The 19,678-nt window shown below is 53.9% G+C and carries 16 protein-coding genes; 9 read left to right on the forward strand and 7 right to left on the reverse strand.

All coding sequences use genetic code 11. The features are described 5' to 3' along the window. Positions 1 to 51: 51 nt before the first annotated feature. Complete coding sequence (gstA, locus tag PAG01S_RS13680) at positions 52 to 657, reverse strand: glutathione transferase GstA (protein ID WP_062759079.1); 606 nt, start codon at positions 655 to 657, stop codon at positions 52 to 54. Positions 658 to 786: 129 nt separating this feature from the next. Between gstA and PAG01S_RS13685 the strand changes: the two genes are divergently transcribed. Beyond that, a complete protein-coding gene (locus PAG01S_RS13685) occupies positions 787 to 1,677 on the forward strand; it encodes a LysR family transcriptional regulator (protein ID WP_170933461.1) in 891 nt (296 codons plus the stop codon). Positions 1,678 to 1,873: 196 nt separating this feature from the next. Here PAG01S_RS13685 and PAG01S_RS13690 read toward each other — a convergent pair whose 3' ends face one another. From PAG01S_RS13690 to PAG01S_RS13705, 4 genes are all read right to left on the reverse strand, one after another. Beyond that, positions 1,874 to 3,391: a hypothetical protein gene (locus tag PAG01S_RS13690; RefSeq protein WP_062759083.1), complete on the reverse strand. Its 1,518-nt coding sequence runs from the start codon at positions 3,389 to 3,391 to the stop codon at positions 1,874 to 1,876. 245 nt (positions 3,392 to 3,636) lie between these two features. Then, positions 3,637 to 4,605: a YiiG family protein gene (locus PAG01S_RS13695; RefSeq protein WP_062759322.1), complete on the reverse strand. Its 969-nt coding sequence runs from the start codon at positions 4,603 to 4,605 to the stop codon at positions 3,637 to 3,639. A 135-nt stretch (positions 4,606 to 4,740) separates the two neighbouring features. Next, complete coding sequence (locus tag PAG01S_RS13700) at positions 4,741 to 6,618, reverse strand: M48 family metallopeptidase (RefSeq protein WP_062759085.1); 1,878 nt, start codon at positions 6,616 to 6,618, stop codon at positions 4,741 to 4,743. A gap of 358 nt (positions 6,619 to 6,976) precedes the next feature. Beyond that, positions 6,977 to 7,414: a DUF2628 domain-containing protein gene (locus PAG01S_RS13705; protein WP_062759086.1), complete on the reverse strand. Its 438-nt coding sequence runs from the start codon at positions 7,412 to 7,414 to the stop codon at positions 6,977 to 6,979. Between the two features lie 401 nt (positions 7,415 to 7,815). Here PAG01S_RS13705 and PAG01S_RS13710 point away from each other — a divergent pair, with 401 nt between their 5' ends. Further along, positions 7,816 to 8,157, forward strand: a complete 342-nt coding sequence (locus PAG01S_RS13710; RefSeq protein WP_010670649.1) for a hypothetical protein — start codon at positions 7,816 to 7,818, stop codon at positions 8,155 to 8,157. Positions 8,158 to 8,187: 30 nt separating this feature from the next. Next, on the forward strand, positions 8,188 to 8,787 hold the full coding sequence (locus PAG01S_RS13715; RefSeq protein ID WP_033760995.1) for a hypothetical protein: 600 nt from the start codon (positions 8,188 to 8,190) through the stop codon (positions 8,785 to 8,787). A gap of 243 nt (positions 8,788 to 9,030) precedes the next feature. Here the strand turns inward: PAG01S_RS13715 and PAG01S_RS13720 are convergent, their stop codons facing one another. Then, the gene (locus tag PAG01S_RS13720) at positions 9,031 to 10,161 is read right to left on the reverse strand and encodes an ABC transporter ATP-binding protein (protein WP_373863390.1); all 1,131 of its coding nucleotides are present in this window, start codon (positions 10,159 to 10,161) and stop codon (positions 9,031 to 9,033) included. A 312-nt stretch (positions 10,162 to 10,473) separates the two neighbouring features. Between PAG01S_RS13720 and PAG01S_RS13725 the strand changes: the two genes are divergently transcribed. The 6 genes from PAG01S_RS13725 (at position 10,474) to PAG01S_RS13750 (ending at position 18,188) form a co-directional block, all read left to right on the forward strand. After that, positions 10,474 to 11,694, forward strand: a complete 1,221-nt coding sequence (locus PAG01S_RS13725; RefSeq protein WP_062759088.1) for an extracellular solute-binding protein — start codon at positions 10,474 to 10,476, stop codon at positions 11,692 to 11,694. A 41-nt stretch (positions 11,695 to 11,735) separates the two neighbouring features. Further along, a complete protein-coding gene (locus PAG01S_RS13730) occupies positions 11,736 to 13,043 on the forward strand; it encodes a carbohydrate ABC transporter permease (RefSeq protein WP_033773985.1) in 1,308 nt (435 codons plus the stop codon). Positions 13,044 to 13,053: 10 nt separating this feature from the next. Continuing rightward, positions 13,054 to 13,905 (forward strand): sugar ABC transporter permease, encoded by an 852-nt coding sequence (locus PAG01S_RS13735; protein ID WP_010259151.1) that lies wholly within the window; start codon positions 13,054 to 13,056, stop codon positions 13,903 to 13,905. Between the two features lie 3 nt (positions 13,906 to 13,908). After that, complete coding sequence (locus PAG01S_RS13740) at positions 13,909 to 15,102, forward strand: glycoside hydrolase family 53 protein (protein WP_062759090.1); 1,194 nt, start codon at positions 13,909 to 13,911, stop codon at positions 15,100 to 15,102. A gap of 41 nt (positions 15,103 to 15,143) precedes the next feature. Then, positions 15,144 to 17,219 (forward strand): beta-galactosidase, encoded by a 2,076-nt coding sequence (locus PAG01S_RS13745; RefSeq protein ID WP_062759092.1) that lies wholly within the window; start codon positions 15,144 to 15,146, stop codon positions 17,217 to 17,219. A 645-nt stretch (positions 17,220 to 17,864) separates the two neighbouring features. Continuing rightward, positions 17,865 to 18,188, forward strand: a complete 324-nt coding sequence (locus PAG01S_RS13750; protein ID WP_010259145.1) for a PTS sugar transporter subunit IIB — start codon at positions 17,865 to 17,867, stop codon at positions 18,186 to 18,188. Between the two features lie 83 nt (positions 18,189 to 18,271). Here PAG01S_RS13750 and PAG01S_RS13755 read toward each other — a convergent pair whose 3' ends face one another. After that, complete coding sequence (locus PAG01S_RS13755; RefSeq protein WP_022624645.1) at positions 18,272 to 19,534, reverse strand: maltoporin; 1,263 nt, start codon at positions 19,532 to 19,534, stop codon at positions 18,272 to 18,274. Positions 19,535 to 19,678: the final 144 nt, after the last annotated feature.

A 19,678-nucleotide genomic window follows, 5' to 3' on the forward strand; every position in this document is an offset into this window, starting at 1 on the left:
AAGCGGACCGGTTATTCATACTCTGGCGTCAGGCCGCCGACCTTTCCGCGCTTACTGCGTCGCCTCTGCCCGTAATGCCGCCTGCACAGCACGGCGCGCACTGATATTTGCTCTGTACGCCACCAGCGCAGGCCAGCGATCCAGTTCAATGCTGAAGAACTTACACCAGCCCAGTACGGTGAAAAGGTAGGCGTCAGCAACGCTGAATGACGGCCCCATCAGAAACGCTTTTTCGGCGAGCGTATCCTGCAGAAAGTCGAACCGCCGGAAGAGCTTTTCACGAAACAGTGACAGGACAGCGTCGGGCAGTGCCTGGTTAAATAACAGAGCGGAACCCGCGTGGATTTCACTGGTAATGAAGTTCAGCCACTCCTGCAGTCGAACACGCGCCCAGCTGCCTGCTGGCGGTGCCAGCCCGCTTTCCGGCCTCAGGTCGGCGAGGTACTGCACAATCGCCGGCCCTTCAGTCAGTATCTGCCCGTCGTCCAGTTCCAGTGCAGCAACATAGCCCTTGGGGTTGATAAGGCGAAAGTCGCGTCCGTCAGAGGTGAGCTTGCTCCTGTTATCCACTTTAACCAACTCAAACTCCAGTGCGAGTTCACGCAGCACGATATGGGGTGACAGCGAACAGGTATCCGGGGCGTAATAAAGTTTCATGTCTTCTCCGTTAACATTGAAAGCGATGTGAGATTCTCTTTGTCGTTACGGAACAGACTGTGCTTAACGCAGAGGATTCTGTAAAATTAATGCTCCAATAATTAACTATTAGCTGGGCTACTGATAACCATGATGAATCTTCTGCACTGGCGCTTGCTGGTGGCGGTGGCCGATGCCAGCAATATTTCGCGTGCTGCTGAAACGACAGGCATGACACAGTCCGGTGCCAGCCAGGCTATCACCCAGTTAGAGTCGTCACTCGGGTTCGCGGTATTCGTGCGTGAGCGCCGGCACATCGGTGTTACCGCGCTGGGAGAGCAGGTCATTGAACATGCCAGGATTATGCTGTCGCAGCTCAGCGCGATCCGCGTGCTGGCTGATGAGAGCCGGGGTTTAAAAGGCGGACGCATTCGGCTTGCCAGCTTTCCCTCTGTGACGTCCACTCTCCTGCCTGGCCTGTTGCGTAACTTCCGGCGTCTGCATCCGGGCATGGAAGTGGTGGTGCTGGAAGGGACGGATGAAGAAGTTGAGGAGTGGCTTGCAGCGGACACCGTTGAACTGGGGGTGGTAATGAACCCCGCACCCGGACGTGCTGATGTGATACTGGGACAGGACGCATGGGTCGCCGTCATGCCAGCCAGCGCTCCGCACATCGGTCAGTCAGGCGCGAACGGTATAACCCTGCAGGAACTGGCAGACCAGCCCTTTGTGCTTGCAACAGGCGGATGCGTCGTTAATGGCAAAAGCCTGATGGAACAGTCAGGATTCCACCTCTCTGACGTGCGCGTAAAGGTCCGCGACTGGATCAGCGCCTGCATGCTGGTGCGTGAAGGTATGGGTGTCGCGCTGGTGCCGGAATCAGCCCTGCCAGCGGAACGTCGCGGCCTGTCAGTGATGCCGGTCATCCCGCCTCTGCACCGTGAATTCGGGCTGGTTTGTTCGCCTTCCGGAAAAGCTTCTGGCGCGACGCAGGCACTCCTGAACGGACTGCGTAAAGGGCAGGGTAATATCTCCGGATAATCCCACTGCACCGCTGACTTTATCCGCCGTTACCCGATCATAAACAGCAGAATGGCTGGCCGGGAAAGAGAGATCGGCAGACTCTCCCGACCGCGATCCTTTCTCAACTCGCGTCTTAACGCTTTGCCGCATAAGGTGATCGGGGCGAATAACGGTTTTATGGCGTGGCGGAACACGCCTGAATCATCGGGATGGCTCAGAATTCGCGTAACTGGTCGAACAGCTGATACAACCGCGGCTGATCCACAAGCGTGGCGCCTTGCTCGCCCAGTTTCTGCTCCAGCGGATTCAGAACATCGCACAGCACACTGTAGATCTCCTCACGCTCGACCGTCTCAATCGCCTTTGAACGCCGGTCGATGAGATTAAAGGCTTCGGTGTAGGCGGTTACAGCGGCGGTTAACAGGCTCGCCACATCCATGCTGCTATCGATGTTGATCGTGGCAGCCCGCAGGTTTTTGTAAGCCAGCGACGCTTTTTTGGCATAAGTGGCCGAAATATGTTCGCGTCCATCCCAGTCCCGGAACGGATTGTGCAGATTCTCAGCCAGCCATTCCGGCTTGCGTGCTTTACTCAGCGAGAGATCCAACCCATGAGTTGTCGCCTTTTTATAAGCGGCTCTGACAGAGCTGACCACGTCAAGCGGGACGCTGGTCATCCACAGGCATGAGAGATTGGGCAACGCTTCTGGTGAGGGAAAGTCAGCCGCGCTGAAGCCAAACAGGTCGAAGAAAGTCAGCATCTGCAACTGTGGCAGTGCGGCAATACGATGCATATTGCTGGCTACGCCGGGATTTCCCCAGATGCGCAGCTCAGTCAAACAGGTAAAGCGCTCAACGACTGGTGCCAGGTCAATCTCTTTAACGCCTGTCAATGACAATGCCCTGAGCCGGTCAATACCCTGCAGCACAGGCAAAGTCTGCGAACATTGCAGGCACAGATTGCGTCCCTCCTGATCAGCCTCTACCTGAAAGCCTGAAGAAGGCGTTGCGGTGAGTGACAGCAGGGAGAGATCAGGATTCAGACGCACGCAGCTGACGCCTTCAGGGTGCAGAATAAAACGCGACAAACGAGTCGCCCCGACATCGATTTCGCTGACGACAGCGGATTGCCAGTGCAACTCATTAATGAAGTCATGCTGCTGTATATAGGCCATCAGTTCCGGGGTGCCATGGCGGGTTTCGATGGTCATCAGGCAGGGCAGGCGATCCAGTTCAGAGAGATCGGTCAGGGTTTGCAGGAGGTGGTCATTGATACGGGTGGTGTCCTGGCGAAGTGTCTGGCCGCCGACAACCACGTTGTGCGCGCCTGAAGCAGCCTTGAACCGCGCACGGCTGGCCGGGTCGATCTTCTCCCAGTTTCGCTGACGAACAAGACTGTCTCCCACGTCCCAGCCGAACTTGTAGGCGTTTACTTCCTGATCTGACAGCGGCGGCAGGTTGGCAATTAATACATGTCCCGGTGGGACATTGGCAGAAACATAACCGTGATCGAAGCTGTCTTTGACAAAATAGTAGCTACAGCGCAAAGGCTGCATACGGCTGGCTTCCGCCCTGTCAGGCAAATGATCACCTGCCCAGTCGAGCTGGAGTATGGCTGCAAGGACTTTGCCTCTGGCATTAGCAGGCTGCTGGAGGTGTGTCACCTGACAGGCGACGTACTGCTGCAACTGCGGGGAAAACACGCTGTAGATATCGCCGACCTTTGCTTGCACTCTCGCTCCTCTCAGTCAAAAATTTTACAGTCAAAATCTGATATAGCGCGCATCCTGCTCAGGGGTGCGCTTTGCCACGGATCTCAGATCCATCCAGCACACTAGCCTGGCATAACGTTTTAACGAAATGCTGGCGCGTGAACATTTTTATTTTTTTTTCGCGGCAGGTGGCAGCGTCAGTCGGGTTGCACGCAGCAGCCCGACTGACGAAGCCTGCCCGGAGGCATGCGGGGCAGGTATTCAGCTTACAGGCGGTTACCGGCCTCAACCAGTTCGTTATAGGATTTTAAAACACGCATCGGTGAACCCGATACCATCCAGCCTGAATTGCCGCTTCCTTTCAGCAGACTCTGCTCACCCGTGCTGTAAGGTGTTTTATCGCGAATCCGACGCATGCGATCCTTGCAGTCTTTCAGGAAGGTTCCGGCATTATCCTGGAAGATGGACCAGGTTAATGGCTTGCCCGCTTCGCTGGCCGTTGCCTTTTCTGCCTCACTCAGCAGCGTACTGTAAGCATCAATCGCTTTTGTCATCTCTGTCACGTCGGGAGCGGAAGAGGTAAACAGGGTCGCCAGCGGTTTGGCCTGTGTGACTAATGCCAGGCGGTAGTAGCGACTATGACGGCCCTCAGACTTTTCAATCTCAACGAGTTGCGCAGCAACGACCTCATTGTTCTCTTTTTCAACTTCGGCACCGAACTGGTCGCTGGATTTCATAAAGCTGTTAAACGCCTTCATGAGCGGCGGATGCATTTGTTTGGCTTTCGCGAAGCCATCATCCTTGTAATCTTCCTGACTGTAGTAAAGATGAGCCTGCGAAACCAGCGGCTGCAATGTCGTTAAATCCGCCAGATACTGTGTTGCTGCAGCATCCAGCGCCGGTAACGTCGGTTTAGCTTTCGATGCCTGGTTGATGGCTTTAGTGCAGCTCTCCAGTTCATAAGGCGTGACCTCGCCCAGTACGTTGACGCTGCGCTCTTTGCCGGTTGGCCCCTTTTCAGCATTCGCCATCCAGCTCACATAGCGCAGGGCACTATCGCGAACCGATCCATCCGTAGTGTTAAAGCAACCCACATAGGCGTTTAATTTTGTGGTGAGTTGCGCAGCGCTATCCTCCGCAACAGCCTGGGGTTGACTCTGAGGGGCGGGTTTTGCATCCGCTTTGTCACTGTTGTCACATGCTGCCAGCGGCAGCACAAGGGCAGTCAACAGCATCCCGGGTATCATGGCCCTGCTTGCTCTTTTAAACACAATCGTTCCTTTATTTATGTGGTCAGAAATAGAGATTGAAAATAAATGTTCGCATTGGCTCCCTTTTCAGCTGCGAGGAGGGAGCCGATGACAAACGGGTTATGCGCTTTGCGTCGCTGCCGCCGTTTCTTCTTTCAGCAACGCCCTGACTGTCTGATGACGATGCCAGTAATAGCCGAGGGTGTTTTTAAAGGCTTCAATCTCCTTTTTCAGGCCCGGCAGAGGGATCTCACTGCGTTTTTTTCCCTGCGAGTTTGGCTGCACATGTTGCACGTAGAGCTTATCCCGGCCGAAGCTACGAATGACGTTGATGTTTTTAACGTTATCCCACTCCAGCACTTCGCCGGTTTTCGGCGACACGATGCCCTGCCAGGTGATGACGATCTGCGAGCCATCTTTCAGGGTATAAGGAACATTGGGGAAATGCTTCAGCACCAGCGCGGTTTCCATTTCACCGTCAGGCTGATAGCGCCAGGCCAGGCTCTCTTCGTGCACAGAAGAGAAGTCGCGCTCATATTTCTGCCACAACTGCTGTTCAATCTCGTTGGCAACCGGCATCAGATCGACCCAGCTCTGGGCCGGGAAATCGGCGGCGATCGCTGCATAGTCAGCTTCGTTAATCTTATACCCAACATTGCGCATTCTTTCCGCCAGCGGCGGGTGTGAATCAAACGGGTGCGGCACATTCTGCTCACGGATGACGCTGATAAAGTCCGGAGAGGCGACATGTTCAGGCAGACCGGCAGCAATAGCTTTACTGATCCCCAGTTCATTTTTGTGCAGCGTCTGATTATTAAAGAAGTTTCGCTCAACTTCATTCCGGTAGCTGGCATACGCAGATACTTTGATCAGTGATTCGATAATCGCGGCAGGGGAGACCAGCGTTGATGCATTGCGATCCGCGACAAACTCACGTTCACGGCTGTTACGCTGCCACGCCAGTTCAAACAGCATGCGATAAAGATAGAGCGGATAGAAGACGATCAGCGTGGCCACATTCTGACCCATCAGCTGCATATAGAGATCAAACCGATGCAGTTTCGGTCCCAGTAATGCGCCGGAGGCGGTGTCGCCTTCATGCAGGTGGGTCAGCTCATGGACCATCACGCCATCAGCCTGCGCAACGGTGAGCTGACGCAGGAGCGGAATACTGACATAGAGCTTACGGCCGGTGAGCGGATTCCCATTCACGTTCAGCGGAGCTTCAGTCACATAGAAGTTGGTGTCGATACCCGCAACAATATGATCGGGTGGCGTGGTGCCCACTCTGGCGGCCAGCATATCAATCTGTGACCAGAGTGCCGGTGCCGCTTCGCGGGTCACGACTTCGCCTTCAATACTCTCTTCCGGTGGGAGTTTTTTGAAGATGCCTTTAATCATGTAATACATGCCGGCCAGCACCAGCAGTCCTACTGCCATCACCAGTTTTGGATAATAGGTTTGTGTGAAGAAGGCGGTGCCCCAGAATGAGAGCCATACCAGCATGCCGCCCTGTACCATGACTTCCAGCGAACAGGCCAGCATCAGGAACTTGCGGGCCAGCGCCAGACTGATAACCTGTCCCTGGCGGCTTTTAAAGGCCAGCGCACTGAACAACAGCACCATCAGCAGGACAGCGCCGCTGCCGATCAGCGTCCAGAATGCCACTTTATCCATCATGTAGAACTGCCACAGTTCGGAGTGCGGTTCGCAGACGGCGTTTTTGTAATCCTGCCGATTTTCATCTACCGGACCGCAGACACTGGAAGGCGGGTTCTGCTGCAGAAACGCCTGTAGTTTGTCCGTATCCTGATGTTGTTCCCGCGCATCGTCCATGAAGAACTGCGTGTATTGCTGATCAAGTTGTTTGTTGCCATATTCAGCAAAAAACAGGGTAATGACAGGGACGAGAAACAGTGTGAACAGCAGCCAGAAAAATACCTTTAGATAACCCTTTTTCAATTCCGTTAATTTATTCAAAATAATAACATCCTGCATGTCTATGAAAGGGAGAAGCTGCTGCTATCAGGAAATTCCGAAAAGAATATCCTGGCCCCGGTTAAACGGTGCGGAAACATTTATGCGAGCTTCACGATATTATAATTATTGCAGAGCGATTATAAGCCAGTCTGAAGCCGTTTTGAAAAGGTATAGCCGGATATTTTGGGCGATTTTTTCCTTTTCCGTCAGGTTATTTTTCTGGCGGCTTCCGGTGGTTCTGCCACGACAGCACTAATTTGAGTTAGTGCTCATCACTTATTCTGTCCGATCTCCTGACCGAGGGCTAATCCCCGCCATCTGTCTGCATCCGATACACCATAATCCTATATTTTACCATCAGAGCGGTGCGAAAAAATTACCAGCGCATACCTTTGAAGGGATTCCAGCCGTTATCGCCTTTTTTCTCTTTCAGGTAATAACTGTAATTGGTGCTCATGCCGTACAGGGCATTAAAACCATAGCCCAGGCCAACCTGAAGATACCGTGGAAATTCCATGCCCGCTATCGCTAAGGCGATGATCAGAATAGTATAAACAACTACCATAATTAAAATCAGCATGATGTTCTTCTTCCACAGGCCGAGTACGAACAGATAAATCGGGCCGAAAAGAAAGGCAATTAAATTCATGTTCACTTTTAATTTTTGCCTGAAAGGCAGTTGTTTCAATGCCTGTCTGAAGCCTGGTGTATTGGGAGCACCATGACGGTCGAAGAAATCAAAGCGGGTCTGCCATTTCGCACTGTACTCTTTGGTCGTGTTTACTTTCTTATTATTTTCAATCGTTTGATTCATGTTTACCTCAATATCCTGCGCAGAAAACTACAGAGACCGACACTGTTACAGACGGGTGACAGCCGCATGAATGGTGCTCATCGACCGCCAGAACAGCGCATACGAATTTTAAAAACAGGGAAGCCGCGTTAATTCGCACCAAAATAATATCGGTACGGTACAAATAGCCATGCTACACCCTGGGTGCGCTATTAGCTGCACGGATGCCGAATTCAGGTTAAACAACAATATTTGAAAATAAATCCATCAGAATCAGTAATGTGAAAATTGCACAGGCCGGACATCTCCTGGGCTGGATGTAATTGATATTAGCATCAAAGAAAATATCGCCACAATGATAAAAATATGTTAATTTTCAAAAAAAATATTCCTCGTTCCTCACACCTTAGAAGGATATAAAGATGATCGCATGGAGCGGAGTGGGTTTTTTCGTCGCAGTATTAATTTCTGCCGCCTACCTCTTGTGTAAATGGCTGTTAGATATTTATTACTACGACGGTTTCTTTGTCTCCCATCTATGGGCGACAGGGGCTACGCTGATCGTTTCTGCCCTTTTTTGTGCTGCCTTTGTCTGGGTGCTCCGGCAGGAAAAATGGCTGGACTCCCTTGCACAAGCAACGAAAAGCCAGCCAATGATGGCCCCCGAAAAAACCCACAACTTCTTTTTTATTCCCGTTCTCTACTGGCCGATTATTCTGTTTCTGCTCGGCTCAGGGATCTGTATTTACGACCTGACCCGATAACACCTCACATCACTGATACAGGCCATACTGATGCTGTATCAGCGAAATGGAAATATCATCAATACGAAGGAGTTCATGGTGAAATTAAGAAAATCATTAAACATTATGGGTGCGATCTGCCTGGCAACTGCCATCGGCGGTACTTCTCTGATGGCATCAGCAGCTGAGACAGCACCAGCTGCAAATACGCAGACTCAGACGATCTCTTTGCTGGATGGCAAACAGACGTTCAAACTGCAGGGCTATGAAAAGCAGCCTGTGCCGGGCGGCGGACCAGGCACCATGTATGTGAACAAGCAGGAAAAACGCGTATTGATCATTGGCGAAGAAGAGATCCCATTGATTGCGCGCGGTGGCAGTGACGCTGATTTTCTTGAAGGCGGGAAGTCTATCAAAGACAAGCAGAAGCAGGCTTCACCTTCTTATACGGTGATCAGTGAGAAAACTGAAAATACCAACGGTTTGCCGGTCTATCATATTGAAGCCACCGACAAAATGGGTGGCAACGATGTGCAACAGGCGACGCTGCTGGCGGTCGCCAACAAGAAATTCACCGTTATTCAGGTGATTTCAAACCACAAAGACAAGGCTGGCCACCTGAAAGCAGTAAACAATATCCTCGGTAAGTAAGGACTCAGTCGCTAAGCCCGGTTAGCTGATCGACCCGGATAAGGGGTTGCCGGTGGGGTTCATGAGTTTACTCAGAACACACCTGCAATGCCTTGTCTGAACAATGCACAGGCTGACGCTTCTGCGCGTCATCACGGCTTGCCCGCAAACCCCTTTCCTGCCTCTTTCTTCAGGCGTTATGCCAGGCCTGAAAACAGAAAAGGCCGTCTCCGGCCTCTCGTTAACTTTATGCAAACATCTACTTCAGGCTGCGCGAACCTGCGGCATCGCTATATCCGCGCTGATACGCGCACCTTCAGCATCAAATACCATGCAATGGTGCGGATGGAAGGTGGGGCGCAGCGTCTGATAAGGACGGAAATGCACATCGCCGGGCAGCAGCATCTTGAAGCCGTCGTGGCCGTGGCTCTGACCAAACAGATAGGTGTTGTTGCCAAGTCGCTCAACCACTTCGCAGTGGAAGTTGATATTCAGTGGCGCATCGCCGTTGATCTGCAACTGCTCCGGCCGGATACCCAGCGTGATCTCATCACCAGGCTGCAACTGGCGGATGGGCGAGGGAAGCTGCAGCCGATGTTCGCCGTCATTGATCAGGGCGACCAGGCCAGCAGGGCCACACTGCTCCACGCGCGCAGGCAGGAAGTTCATCTTAGGTGAGCCGATAAAACCGGCGACAAAGCGGTTAATCGGGTTGTAATAGAGCGCCATCGGTGAACCCACCTGTTCAACCTTGCCGTAGTTCATGACCACAATCTTATCGGCCAGCGTCATTGCTTCCGTCTGATCGTGCGTCACATAGACCATGGTGGTTTTCAGCTCCTGGTGCAGCTTCGCAATGTGCAGCCGCATATCGACACGCAGCTCCGCATCCAGGTTCGATAAGGGCTCATCAAACATAAACACCCGGGGATTACGCACGATTGCGCGACCAATGGCGACACGCTGACGCTGACCGCCGGAAAGCTGCTTTGGTTTACGATCCAGCAGATGCGCAAGCTGTAGCGTCTTCGCCACCATCTCTACCTGATGCTGAATCTGCGCTTTCGGCACGCCGTTCACCTTCAGTCCGTAACCGATATTTTCCGCCACCGTCATATGCGGGTAAAGTGCATAAGACTGAAACACCATTGCCACTCCGCGGTGCGAGGGTGCGACATCATTCATGATCTCATCACCAATCAAAATCTCACCGTCACTGATCTCTTCCAGCCCGGCGATCAGCCGCAGCAGTGTGGATTTACCGCAGCCTGACGGACCGACGAAGACCGCAAACTCACCGGCCTCAATATCAAGCGCGATATTTTTCAGCGTTTCTGTTTTACCAAAGCGTTTGGTGACGTTTCTCAATCTGATGCTGGACATGCTGATCCTCATGGCAAGGGATTTGGCGGCTGAAATGTATGACGTATAACAGTTTGTCTTTTTACACGTCAGCCCTGATGGTGCCTGCGCTGACTATATCGCTCCGCCAGAGTGCGCCCTACCGCTGATTTTGATTTCTGTAATAGCGATCACACATTGATGCGAACGGGCTGGAGCGCGGTACGCATTCCGCGTAGCGTATGGCTCAAATGCGATACGTTACTCACACTGCATATGCTCAATAATTCCTTGTTCAGCATGTGCCTGAAAAAAAATATCAGCAAATGACAGCTTAAAATGTCATACCTTCACACGAGGCTAGTAATGAAAATCAAAATCAGCTTTACGCTACTTCTTTCCGCATTGATGCTTAATCAATCCGCCTGGGCCGCTCAGCAACTTACCGTCTGGGAAGACATTAAAAAATCAGACGGCATCAAAACGGCGATCGCCGATTTTCAGAAACAGTTCGGCGTTGAAGTAAAAGTTCAGGAGATGCCGTTTGCACAGCAGATTGAGAAGCTGCGTCTTGATGGCCCGGCGGGTATTGGCCCGGATGTCCTGGTGATCCCTAATGACCAGCTCGGCAGCGCGGTCGTACAGGGATTACTGGCACCGCTGAAAATAGATGCGGCAGAGCAGAGCGCTTACACCCCCTCAGCAATGGCGGCTTTCACACAGAACAGTGTGGTCTACGGCGTACCCAAAGCGGTGGAAACGCTGGTGCTGATCTACAACAAAGATCTGCTGCCGTCGCCGCTGAAAACGCTGGAGGAATACCGTGCCTTCTCCCAGAAGCAGCGTGAGGCGAAGCAGTATGGCCTGCTCGCTAAGTTTGACCAGATTTATTACAGCTGGGGCGTGATGGCTCCGATGGGCTCTTACATCTTTGGCAAAGACGCCAAAGGCGCCATTAACACTCAGGATATTGGTCTGAACACCCCAGGCAGCGTGGAAGCGGTGACTTATCTCAAGCGCTTCTTCAGTGAAGGATTGTTGCCAGGCGGCATCATGGGCGACAACGGCCTCAACGCCATCGACTCGCTGTTTACCGAGAAGAAAGCGGCGGCGGTGATCAATGGGCCGTGGGCATTCCAGCCCTATCAGGCTGCCGGAATCAACTATGGCGTGGCACCGCTGCCGCTGCTGCCTAATGGCAAGCCGATGAGCTCCTTCCTGGGCGTCAAAGGCTATGTGGTCTCTACCTGGAGTAAAGATCAGGCGCTGTCGCAGAAGTTCCTCACCTTCATCAACCAGCCGCAGTACGTGAAAGAGCGTTATCAGAAAACCCAGGAGATCCCACCGGTCACCGCGCTGATGAACGATCCGATTATCAAAGATGATGAGAAGGCCAACGCGGTCGCGGTGCAGGCGGCGCGTGCGTCAGCGATGCCTGGCGTGCCGGAAATGCAGGAAGTGTGGGGGCCAGCCAATGCTGCGCTGGAGCTGAGCGTATCCGGCAAGCAGGAGCCAAAAGCGGCACTGGATAATGCAGTGAAGCAGATCACCATGCAGATTGAAGCGATGCAGGCCAGCAACCAGTAATGCAGGTTCACGGGATAACCGTACAGGATAAGGATCAGGGTGTGGCTATATCTTCCGATGAAAATCTGGTGACGGCTAAGCGTCCGCGTCGTCATGCGACCTCCGGTGCGCTGTTGGCACTGCTGCCTGGCTTCGGCCAGTTTTACCACCGCCAGTGGGCTAAAGGGCTCTGTTTTCTGATTTTGCTCAGCAGTTTTACCGGCGTCTTCCACGATTTTCTGCGTGAGGGATTCTGGGGGCTCTATACGCTGGGCGAATCGGTGCCGCGTGATAACTCAATTTTTCTGCTGGCAGAGGGCATTATCAGCGTACTGATTGCCGCCTTCGGCGTGGCGGTCTGGGGAGTGTCAATGCGCGACGCCTGGGTCAATGGCGTCAGGCGCGACAAGGGTCAGCAGCTGAACAGCGTGCGCCAGCAGTATCAGTTACTGCTGCGCGATGGCTTCCCCTATCTGATGATTTCGCCAGGCTTTATTCTGCTGGTGTTTGTAGTGGTGTTTCCGATTCTGTTCGGTTTCGCCATCGCCTTCACCAACTACAACCTCTATCACACGCCACCGGCGAAGCTGGTGGACTGGGTGGGGTTCAAAAACTTCATCAACATTTTTACCCTGTCGATCTGGCGCTCCACCTTCTTTGACGTGCTGCAATGGACGGTGGTCTGGACACTGCTCGCTACCACGCTGCAGTGCACCGTGGGCGTCATGCTGGCGATTCTGGTCAATCAGAAGGACCTGCGCTTTAAGCCGCTGATCCGCACCATCTTTATCCTGCCGTGGGCGGTGCCGGGCTTCGTCACCATTCTGGTCTTCGCCGGAATGTTCAACGACAGCTTTGGGGTGATCAACAACGCCATTCTCGACTTCTTTGGCATTGCACCCAAAGCGTGGATGACCGATCCGTTCTGGACCAAAACCGCGCTGATTATGATGCAGACCTGGCTCGGTTTCCCGTTTGTGTTTGCGATGACTACCGGCGTCCTGCAGGCGATCCCTGACGATCTCTATGAGGCGGCGATCATGGACGGTGCCAGCGCCTGGACGCGGCTGAAAACCATCACGCTGCCGCTGGTGCTCTACGCCATTGCGCCGATCATCATCACGCAATACACCTTCAACTTTAATAATTTCAACATCATCTATCTGTTTAACAACGGCGGTCCGGCGGTGGCGGGGTCGAATGCCGGAGGAACCGATATTCTGGTGTCGTGGATCTACAAGCTCACCATGTCGTCGTCGCAATATGCTATCGCCGCCACTATCACCATTTTGCTGTCGATTTTCGTGGTAGGTCTGGCGCTGTGGCAGTTCCGTGCGACCCGGTCGTTTAAACAAGATGAGATGGCGTAAGGAAGCAGTTATGGCGAAGTCCGGCAGTATTAAACGCGAAAGGTGGATACGCCTGTCGCTGACCTGGCTGGTGGTGCTGGCCGTCTCGGCCATCATTATCTATCCGCTGGTCTGGACAGTAGGAGCATCACTGAATGCAGGTAACAGCCTGCTCAGCAGTTCGATCATTCCGGAGAATGCGTCGCTGCAGCACTACCGCGACCTGTTCAATGGCACGGTGCCTTACCTGACGTGGTACTGGAATTCGATGAAAATCAGTTTCCTGACCATGGTGCTGACGTTGATCAGCGTCAGCTGTACCGCCTACGCTTTTTCCCGTTTTCGGTTCAAGGGGCGGCAGAACGGACTAATGCTGTTTCTGTTGTTACAGATGATCCCGCAGTTTTCGGCGCTGATCGCGATTTTCGTGCTGTCGCAGCTGCTGGGGTTGATCAACAGCCATCTGGCGCTGGTGCTGATCTACGTTGGCGGGATGATCCCGATGAACACCTGGCTGATGAAGGGTTATCTCGACTCGATTCCCAAAGATCTGGATGAGTCAGCGCGCATGGACGGTGCAGGCAACTTCCGCATCTTTGTTGAGATCATCATGCCGCTGTCGAAGCCGATCCTGGCGGTAGTGGCGCTGTTCTCCTTCACCGGCCCGCTGGGTGATTTCATCCTCTCCAGCACCATTCTGCGAACGCCAGAGCAGTTCACGCTGCCGATTGGCCTCTATAACCTGGTGTCGCAAAAAATGGGCGCCAGTTACACCACCTATGCCGCCGGTGCTGTGCTGATCGCCGTGCCGGTGGCGGTGTTCTATCTGGCCCTGCAGAAATACTTCGTTTCTGGCCTGGCCTCAGGCAGTACTAAAGGATAAATCATGACGCCAAAAACATTGATTCTCGCCCTGGCACTGGCCTGGGCGACACCGCTGCTCGCCGCCGATCAGCCTGTCATCGGCTCTGCCGGGCCGTGGCCAGCCGATTTTATCAAAGGTGCGGATATCTCATCGCTGGCTGAACTGGAGAAGCAGGGTGCGAAATTCTACAACGCAGATAACCAGCAGCAGGATGCCATCGCCATCCTGAAAGCCAGCGGCATCAATACCATACGGCTGCGGCTGTGGGTGGATCCCCGCGACGGCAGCGGTCAGACCTACGGTGGTGGCGGCAACGATCTGACGACCACGCTGGCGCTGGCGAAGCGCGTTAAAGCGGCGGGCCTGAAGCTACTGCTGGATATCCACTACAGCGACTTCTGGACAGACCCAGGCAAGCAGTTCAAGCCCAAAGCCTGGCAGTCGCTGCCTTTTCCGCAGCTGGAAACCCAGATTCATGACTACACCCGCGACACCATCGCTCGTTTCAAAGCGGACGGTGTGATGCCGGATATCGTGCAGATTGGCAATGAACTTAACGGTGGCATGCTCTGGCCGGAAGGCAAAAGCTGGGGCCAGAACGGCGGTGAGTTTGATCGGCTGGCCGGTCTGCTGAAAGCCGGGATCAGCGGGGTGCGTGAGAACCTCAGCGACCCGCATCAGGTGAAGATCATGCTGCACCTGGCTGAGGGCACAAAGAACGACATGTTCCGCTGGTGGTTCGACGAGATCGTTAAGCGTGATGTGCCATTCGATGTGATTGGCCTGTCGATGTACACCTACTGGAACGGCCCCATCAGCGCCCTGAAAGCCAACATGGATGATATCTCCCGGCGCTATGACAAAGACGTGATGGTGGTAGAAGCGGCCTACGGCTACACGCTGGAAAACTGCGATAGCACGGAGAACAGTTTCCAGGCCAAAGAGGAGCAGGCGGGCGGCTATCCCGGCAGTGTAGCGGGCCAGGCGGCTTATCTGCATGACCTGATTAAAGCGGTGCTGGCGGTGCCGGACCATCGCGGCAAGGGTGTCGTCTACTGGGAACCGGCGTGGATCCCTGCGCCCGGCAATACCTGGGCGACACCCGCCGGCATGAAATATATCCACGACGAATGGAAACAGGGTAACGCCCGCGAAAACCAGGCGCTGTTTGACTGTCACGGCAAGGCGCTGCCTTCGCTGCAGGTTTTTCATTAACCATTAGCGCAAATGCTGATGTCTACCTCTGAGGAACAGGTATGAATAAATTTCCCCCGCTCAGCGCCCGGGTTAACCGGCTGCTGCATGGTGCTGACTACAATCCGGAACAGTGGGCGCACCAGCCGGGCATTATTGATGAAGACGTCATGATGATGAAGCAGGCGAACTGTAACGTTATGTCGGTGGGTATTTTCAGCTGGGCGAAGCTGGAGCCGGAAGAGGGGCGCTATGAATTTGGCTGGCTGGATGAGGTAATTGATACGCTCTGGCTGCAGGGGATTTCTGTGTTTCTTGCTACCCCAAGTGGGGCCAGACCAGCCTGGATGTCGCAGGCGTATCCAGAGGTATTGCGTGTGGGGCGCGATCGCGTGCCGGCTCTGCATGGTGGTCGTCATAACCACTGCATGACCTCGCCGGTGTATCGCCAGAAAGTGCAGGCGATGAACAGCCGGCTGGCGGCGCGCTATGCGCATCATCCGGCGGTGCTCGGCTGGCATATTTCCAATGAGTATGGCGGAGAATGTCATTGCGATCGCTGTCAGCAGGCGTTTCGCGGCTGGTTGCAGCGCCGTTATGAGACGCTGGAGAACCTGAATCTCGCCTGGTGGAGTGATTTCTGGAGTCATACCTACAGCGACTGGTCACAGATTGTGTCGCCAGCGCCACAGGGTGAGATGTCGATTCATGGTCTGAATCTGGACTGGCGGCGGTTTATGACCGATCAGGTTACTGACTTCTGTAGTGAGGAGATTAAACCGCTGAAGCAGGCCAATCCCGATCTGCCTGCGACCACCAATTTTATGGAATATTTCTACGACTACGATTACTGGAAGCTGGCACCGGCGCTCGATTTTATCTCCTGGGATAGCTACCCGATGTGGCATAACGAGAAGGATGAGACCACGCTCGCCTGTTATACCGCGATGTACCACGATTTGATGCGCACCCTGAAGCAGGGCAAGCCTTTCGTGTTGATGGAGTCGACGCCGAGCGCCACCAACTGGCAGCCGACCAGCAAGCTGAAGAAGCCGGGGATGCATATTCTGTCGTCACTGCAGGCGGTGGCCCATGGTGCGGACGCGGTGCAATATTTTCAGTGGCGCAAGAGCCGGGGTTCGGTCGAGAAGTTTCATGGCGCAGTAGTCGATCATGTGGGTCATCTTGATACGCGCACCGGTCGTGAAGTGAGTGAGCTGGGCCGGATGCTGGCCGCGATGACGCCGGTGATGGGCAGCCGGGTTGAGGCGCGGGTGGCGATTATTTTCGACTGGGAGAGTCGCTGGGCGATGGATAATGCGCAGGGGCCGCGCAATCTCGGACTGCATTATGAGCGCACAGTGAACGAGCACTATCGTGCTTTCTGGGAGCAGGGCGTGGCGGTGGATGTGATTAACGGCGACTGCGATCTCAGTGGTTACGATCTGGTGATTGCGCCGATGCTGTATATGGTGCGGGATGGTTTTGCGGCGCGGGTGGAGCAGCATCTTGAGCGGGGCGGGCATTTCGTTGCCAGCTACTGGAGCGGCATCGTGAATGAGAGCGATCTGTGTTATCCCGGTGGCTTCCCGGGGCCGTTGCGGCCGTTGCTTGGCATCTGGTCAGAAGAGATCGATAGTCTGACTGATGAGGAGTTTAATGGTGTACGCGGGGTGCGCGGCAATGAGCTGGGTCTGAGCGGGCCTTATCAGGCGCGAGAGCTTTGCGAGCATATTCATCTGGAAGGGGCAACGGCGCTGGCCAGCTATGAGAGCGATTTTTATGCCGGTACCCCGGCGGTGACGGTGAATCGCGTGGGTCAGGGCAAAGCCTGGTATATCGCATCGCGTAATGATCTGTCTTTCCAGCGGGATTTTTATGGTGCGTTGATTAAGCAGCTGGCGTTGCCGCGCGCGCTGGCGATTGATCTGCCACCGGGTGTGGTCGTTCAGCGGCGCACTGATGGCGAACAGGCGTTTCTTTTTGTGCAGAATTTTACCGGTCAGGTGCAGCAGCTGTCGTTGCCTGCTGGGCTCAGCGATTTGATCGATGGCTCGGTTGTGGGGGGATCGCTGGTGCTGGCGCCGTGGGGATGTCGCGTTCTGAGTGTGCCGCTAACTGAAGGCACAAGCCTTTAAAGTTAGTTTAATGCCGTTTGCTGGCATGGAGCAGGTCAGGTGGACGTTGCTGGTAGCCTGAGCACTGGCTCAGGGGGCATATGCCTTCCGCAAAGACGCAAAAGATGGCATCCCTGCCAGCTCAACACGGGCCATCCCTGGCCCGTGATGCTTTGCTCCAGGCATATGCCCCCATCGCTTTGAGTCTGGACGTTGTCTGTGGCAGGGGCGGGAACCGTTGATATTGAGCAGGTTTGGTTAGGTTTGTTGCCAGTCTGAGCAGAGGCTCAGGGGGCCAGTACCTTCCGCAAAGACGCAAAAGACGGCATCCCTGCCGGCTCAGCACGGGCAATTACGCACCTCATCCCTGAGGTGCGCCCGTTCCCGGGCCAACGCGTTGCGTTGTTCAAAAACGCTCCCAGCGTTTTTGTCCATGGCCCGTGCTGCTTTGCTACAGGCTTATGCCCCATCGCTTTGCGCATGGGAGTTGTCTGTTGGAAGTTTTGGACCGGCTTTAATTGCGGACTTTGTGGCGGAGGAATAGGGTTTGAGGGCAGGAAGAGTGTATTTTCTGTGAGTGCCCTGAAGCTATTCCCCCTCGTTTTCGTTTATCAGTCGTGAGTGGCGGGCAGCAGCCCGCCTTTTTATTATCTGGAGGAGAACAACATGGTGAGTCTGAAATCGTTTAAGCAATATTTCAGTCGGCAGCCGCTGACGGCGGAAGAGGTTGAGATAGACAGTGCGCTGCTGGAGCGTCTTGTAGAGTGCTTCGGCGGGCGTGAAAACATTCAGCAGGTGGACGCCTGTTTAACCCGGCTGCGGGTGAAAGTGACATCGCTGAGGGCGGTTGATACGGCAGGATTACAGAAGGCGGGGGCGATTGGCGTGGTGATTCTGGGGCAGGAAGTTCATGCCATCTTTGGTACGCAATCCGACCAGCTGCGTCAGTTGCTGGAAGCCCGATTCTTCAAGCCGCTTCAGCCGGAGTAAAAAAAATGGATAACCGTCGCCGGTTATCCAAATAAGCCCCTGCATAAGAGCTTAACAATGATCACAATGAGGAGACTGCTTGGTTACCACCAGGCTTCGACCTGTACGCCGAAGTTCCAGGTGTTGTTACTGGTGTTGTCCTGGAAACTGTGTCCGTCTTCTGAGTCATTCAGGTAAGAGGCAAACAGACGCAGTTCCGGGCGTGACATAAATTCGGGACCGGCTGCGAGACCCAGCGCCAGCGTATATTTCTGACCCGCCTGTTTGTAGTCGCTGCCCACTTTGTTCTCATCTTTCTGCCAGAAACTACCCACTTCGCCGATGCCGCGGACATACTGCGTGAACTGATACTGACCACGACCCACCAGCGACAGCAGGGTGCTTTTGCTGGTCTGCGCGGTGACATCATCCGCTGAACCCCAGGTAAAGACCTGATTCAGGGAGAACTTGTCGGTGATCGGCAGCAGGCCGGTATTGATTACGCGGTATCCGGTGGCATCGCGGGTATCGTTCCACATGTCATACCAGCCACCGCCCTGTGAAATCATATTTTGTGCCAGGCCTTTGTTAGCGTACTGGAACACCAGTTTCTGATAGCCGCCCCACATATCCTGACTGATTTCACTGGTGAGCATAACGCCGTTTTCCGCATCATACAGGCCACCATACTCTTCCTGCTTTTTGGTGGTGTTCGGCATGGCGTAATCAATACCAAACTCGGTCCAGGCGCCGCTCCACGGTTTCCAGCCAGCATACCTAAGATCAAGGTAGTTAATGTTGACGTCGTTATCGCCATCGACCCGGTAATCGACGTCATTGGCATCGCCACGGATCCAGGCAAAGGAGATCGCGCCCGGGCCCAGAGTGTAATTTTCGATACCCGCACCGGAGCCGGAGATATTCCAGTATTTGGTATCAATGATGTGCAAATCGTGACGCTGGTAGTAACGTTTACCGCCCCAGATCACCGCATTCTTGTCACCCGGCACCAGCCCTTTGATCTGCAGATTAAGCTGACGCAAACCAAACTGCGCATCGTCACCGAAGGTGGTTTCGTTATCGTTAGAACCGTCGGAGAACATGCTGACCATGGTGTCGACGTAAAAACTGACGTCATCCTTTTTGTAGACTTCGCTGCCCAGCTCAACCTCGCCGTAGGTGTCGGCTTCATTGCCGAGACGGCCAATCTTGTTCTTTTGATACTCTTCAATACCGCCATCCTGCGATACGCCAACGCCACCACGCAGATAGCCATGGAAATCAATGTTGTCGATAGCAGCATAGAGCGTCGGGGAGGTCAGGGCCGCAGCGAGCGCCACAGCAGCAGTACGTAACCTTGTTTCCATGTTATCCTCAATTTTATTTGTAATACGTTCACATAACAGCGGCAGTTAACGCTTTTTGTCAGATGAGTGACAAACAAAATCGCGATAATGTGTGATGCAGTGCAAATAAAGTGGCGGTATTTGTAACGATTAGTGAATCAGATC

It is taken from the genome of Pantoea agglomerans NBRC 102470, assembly GCF_001598475.1.
GTDB lineage: Bacteria > Pseudomonadota > Gammaproteobacteria > Enterobacterales > Enterobacteriaceae > Pantoea > Pantoea agglomerans.

Coding starts and splice junctions, on each gene's coding strand:
- PAG01S_RS13740 (WP_062759090.1), top strand. CDS start 13,909: ATGACGCCAAAAACATTGATTCTCGCCCTGGCACTGGCCTGGGCGACA.
- PAG01S_RS13705 (WP_062759086.1), bottom strand. CDS start 7,414: ATGAATCAAACGATTGAAAATAATAAGAAAGTAAACACGACCAAAGAG.
- PAG01S_RS13745 (WP_062759092.1), top strand. CDS start 15,144: ATGAATAAATTTCCCCCGCTCAGCGCCCGGGTTAACCGGCTGCTGCAT.
- PAG01S_RS13755 (WP_022624645.1), bottom strand. CDS start 19,534: ATGGAAACAAGGTTACGTACTGCTGCTGTGGCGCTCGCTGCGGCCCTG.
- PAG01S_RS13750 (WP_010259145.1), top strand. CDS start 17,865: ATGGTGAGTCTGAAATCGTTTAAGCAATATTTCAGTCGGCAGCCGCTG.
- PAG01S_RS13715 (WP_033760995.1), top strand. CDS start 8,188: ATGCTGTATCAGCGAAATGGAAATATCATCAATACGAAGGAGTTCATG.
- gstA (WP_062759079.1), bottom strand. CDS start 657: ATGAAACTTTATTACGCCCCGGATACCTGTTCGCTGTCACCCCATATC.
- PAG01S_RS13700 (WP_062759085.1), bottom strand. CDS start 6,618: ATGCAGGATGTTATTATTTTGAATAAATTAACGGAATTGAAAAAGGGT.
- PAG01S_RS13710 (WP_010670649.1), top strand. CDS start 7,816: ATGATCGCATGGAGCGGAGTGGGTTTTTTCGTCGCAGTATTAATTTCT.
- PAG01S_RS13735 (WP_010259151.1), top strand. CDS start 13,054: ATGGCGAAGTCCGGCAGTATTAAACGCGAAAGGTGGATACGCCTGTCG.
- PAG01S_RS13725 (WP_062759088.1), top strand. CDS start 10,474: ATGAAAATCAAAATCAGCTTTACGCTACTTCTTTCCGCATTGATGCTT.
- PAG01S_RS13695 (WP_062759322.1), bottom strand. CDS start 4,605: ATGCTGTTGACTGCCCTTGTGCTGCCGCTGGCAGCATGTGACAACAGT.
- PAG01S_RS13720 (WP_373863390.1), bottom strand. CDS start 10,161: ATGAGGATCAGCATGTCCAGCATCAGATTGAGAAACGTCACCAAACGC.
- PAG01S_RS13685 (WP_170933461.1), top strand. CDS start 787: ATGATGAATCTTCTGCACTGGCGCTTGCTGGTGGCGGTGGCCGATGCC.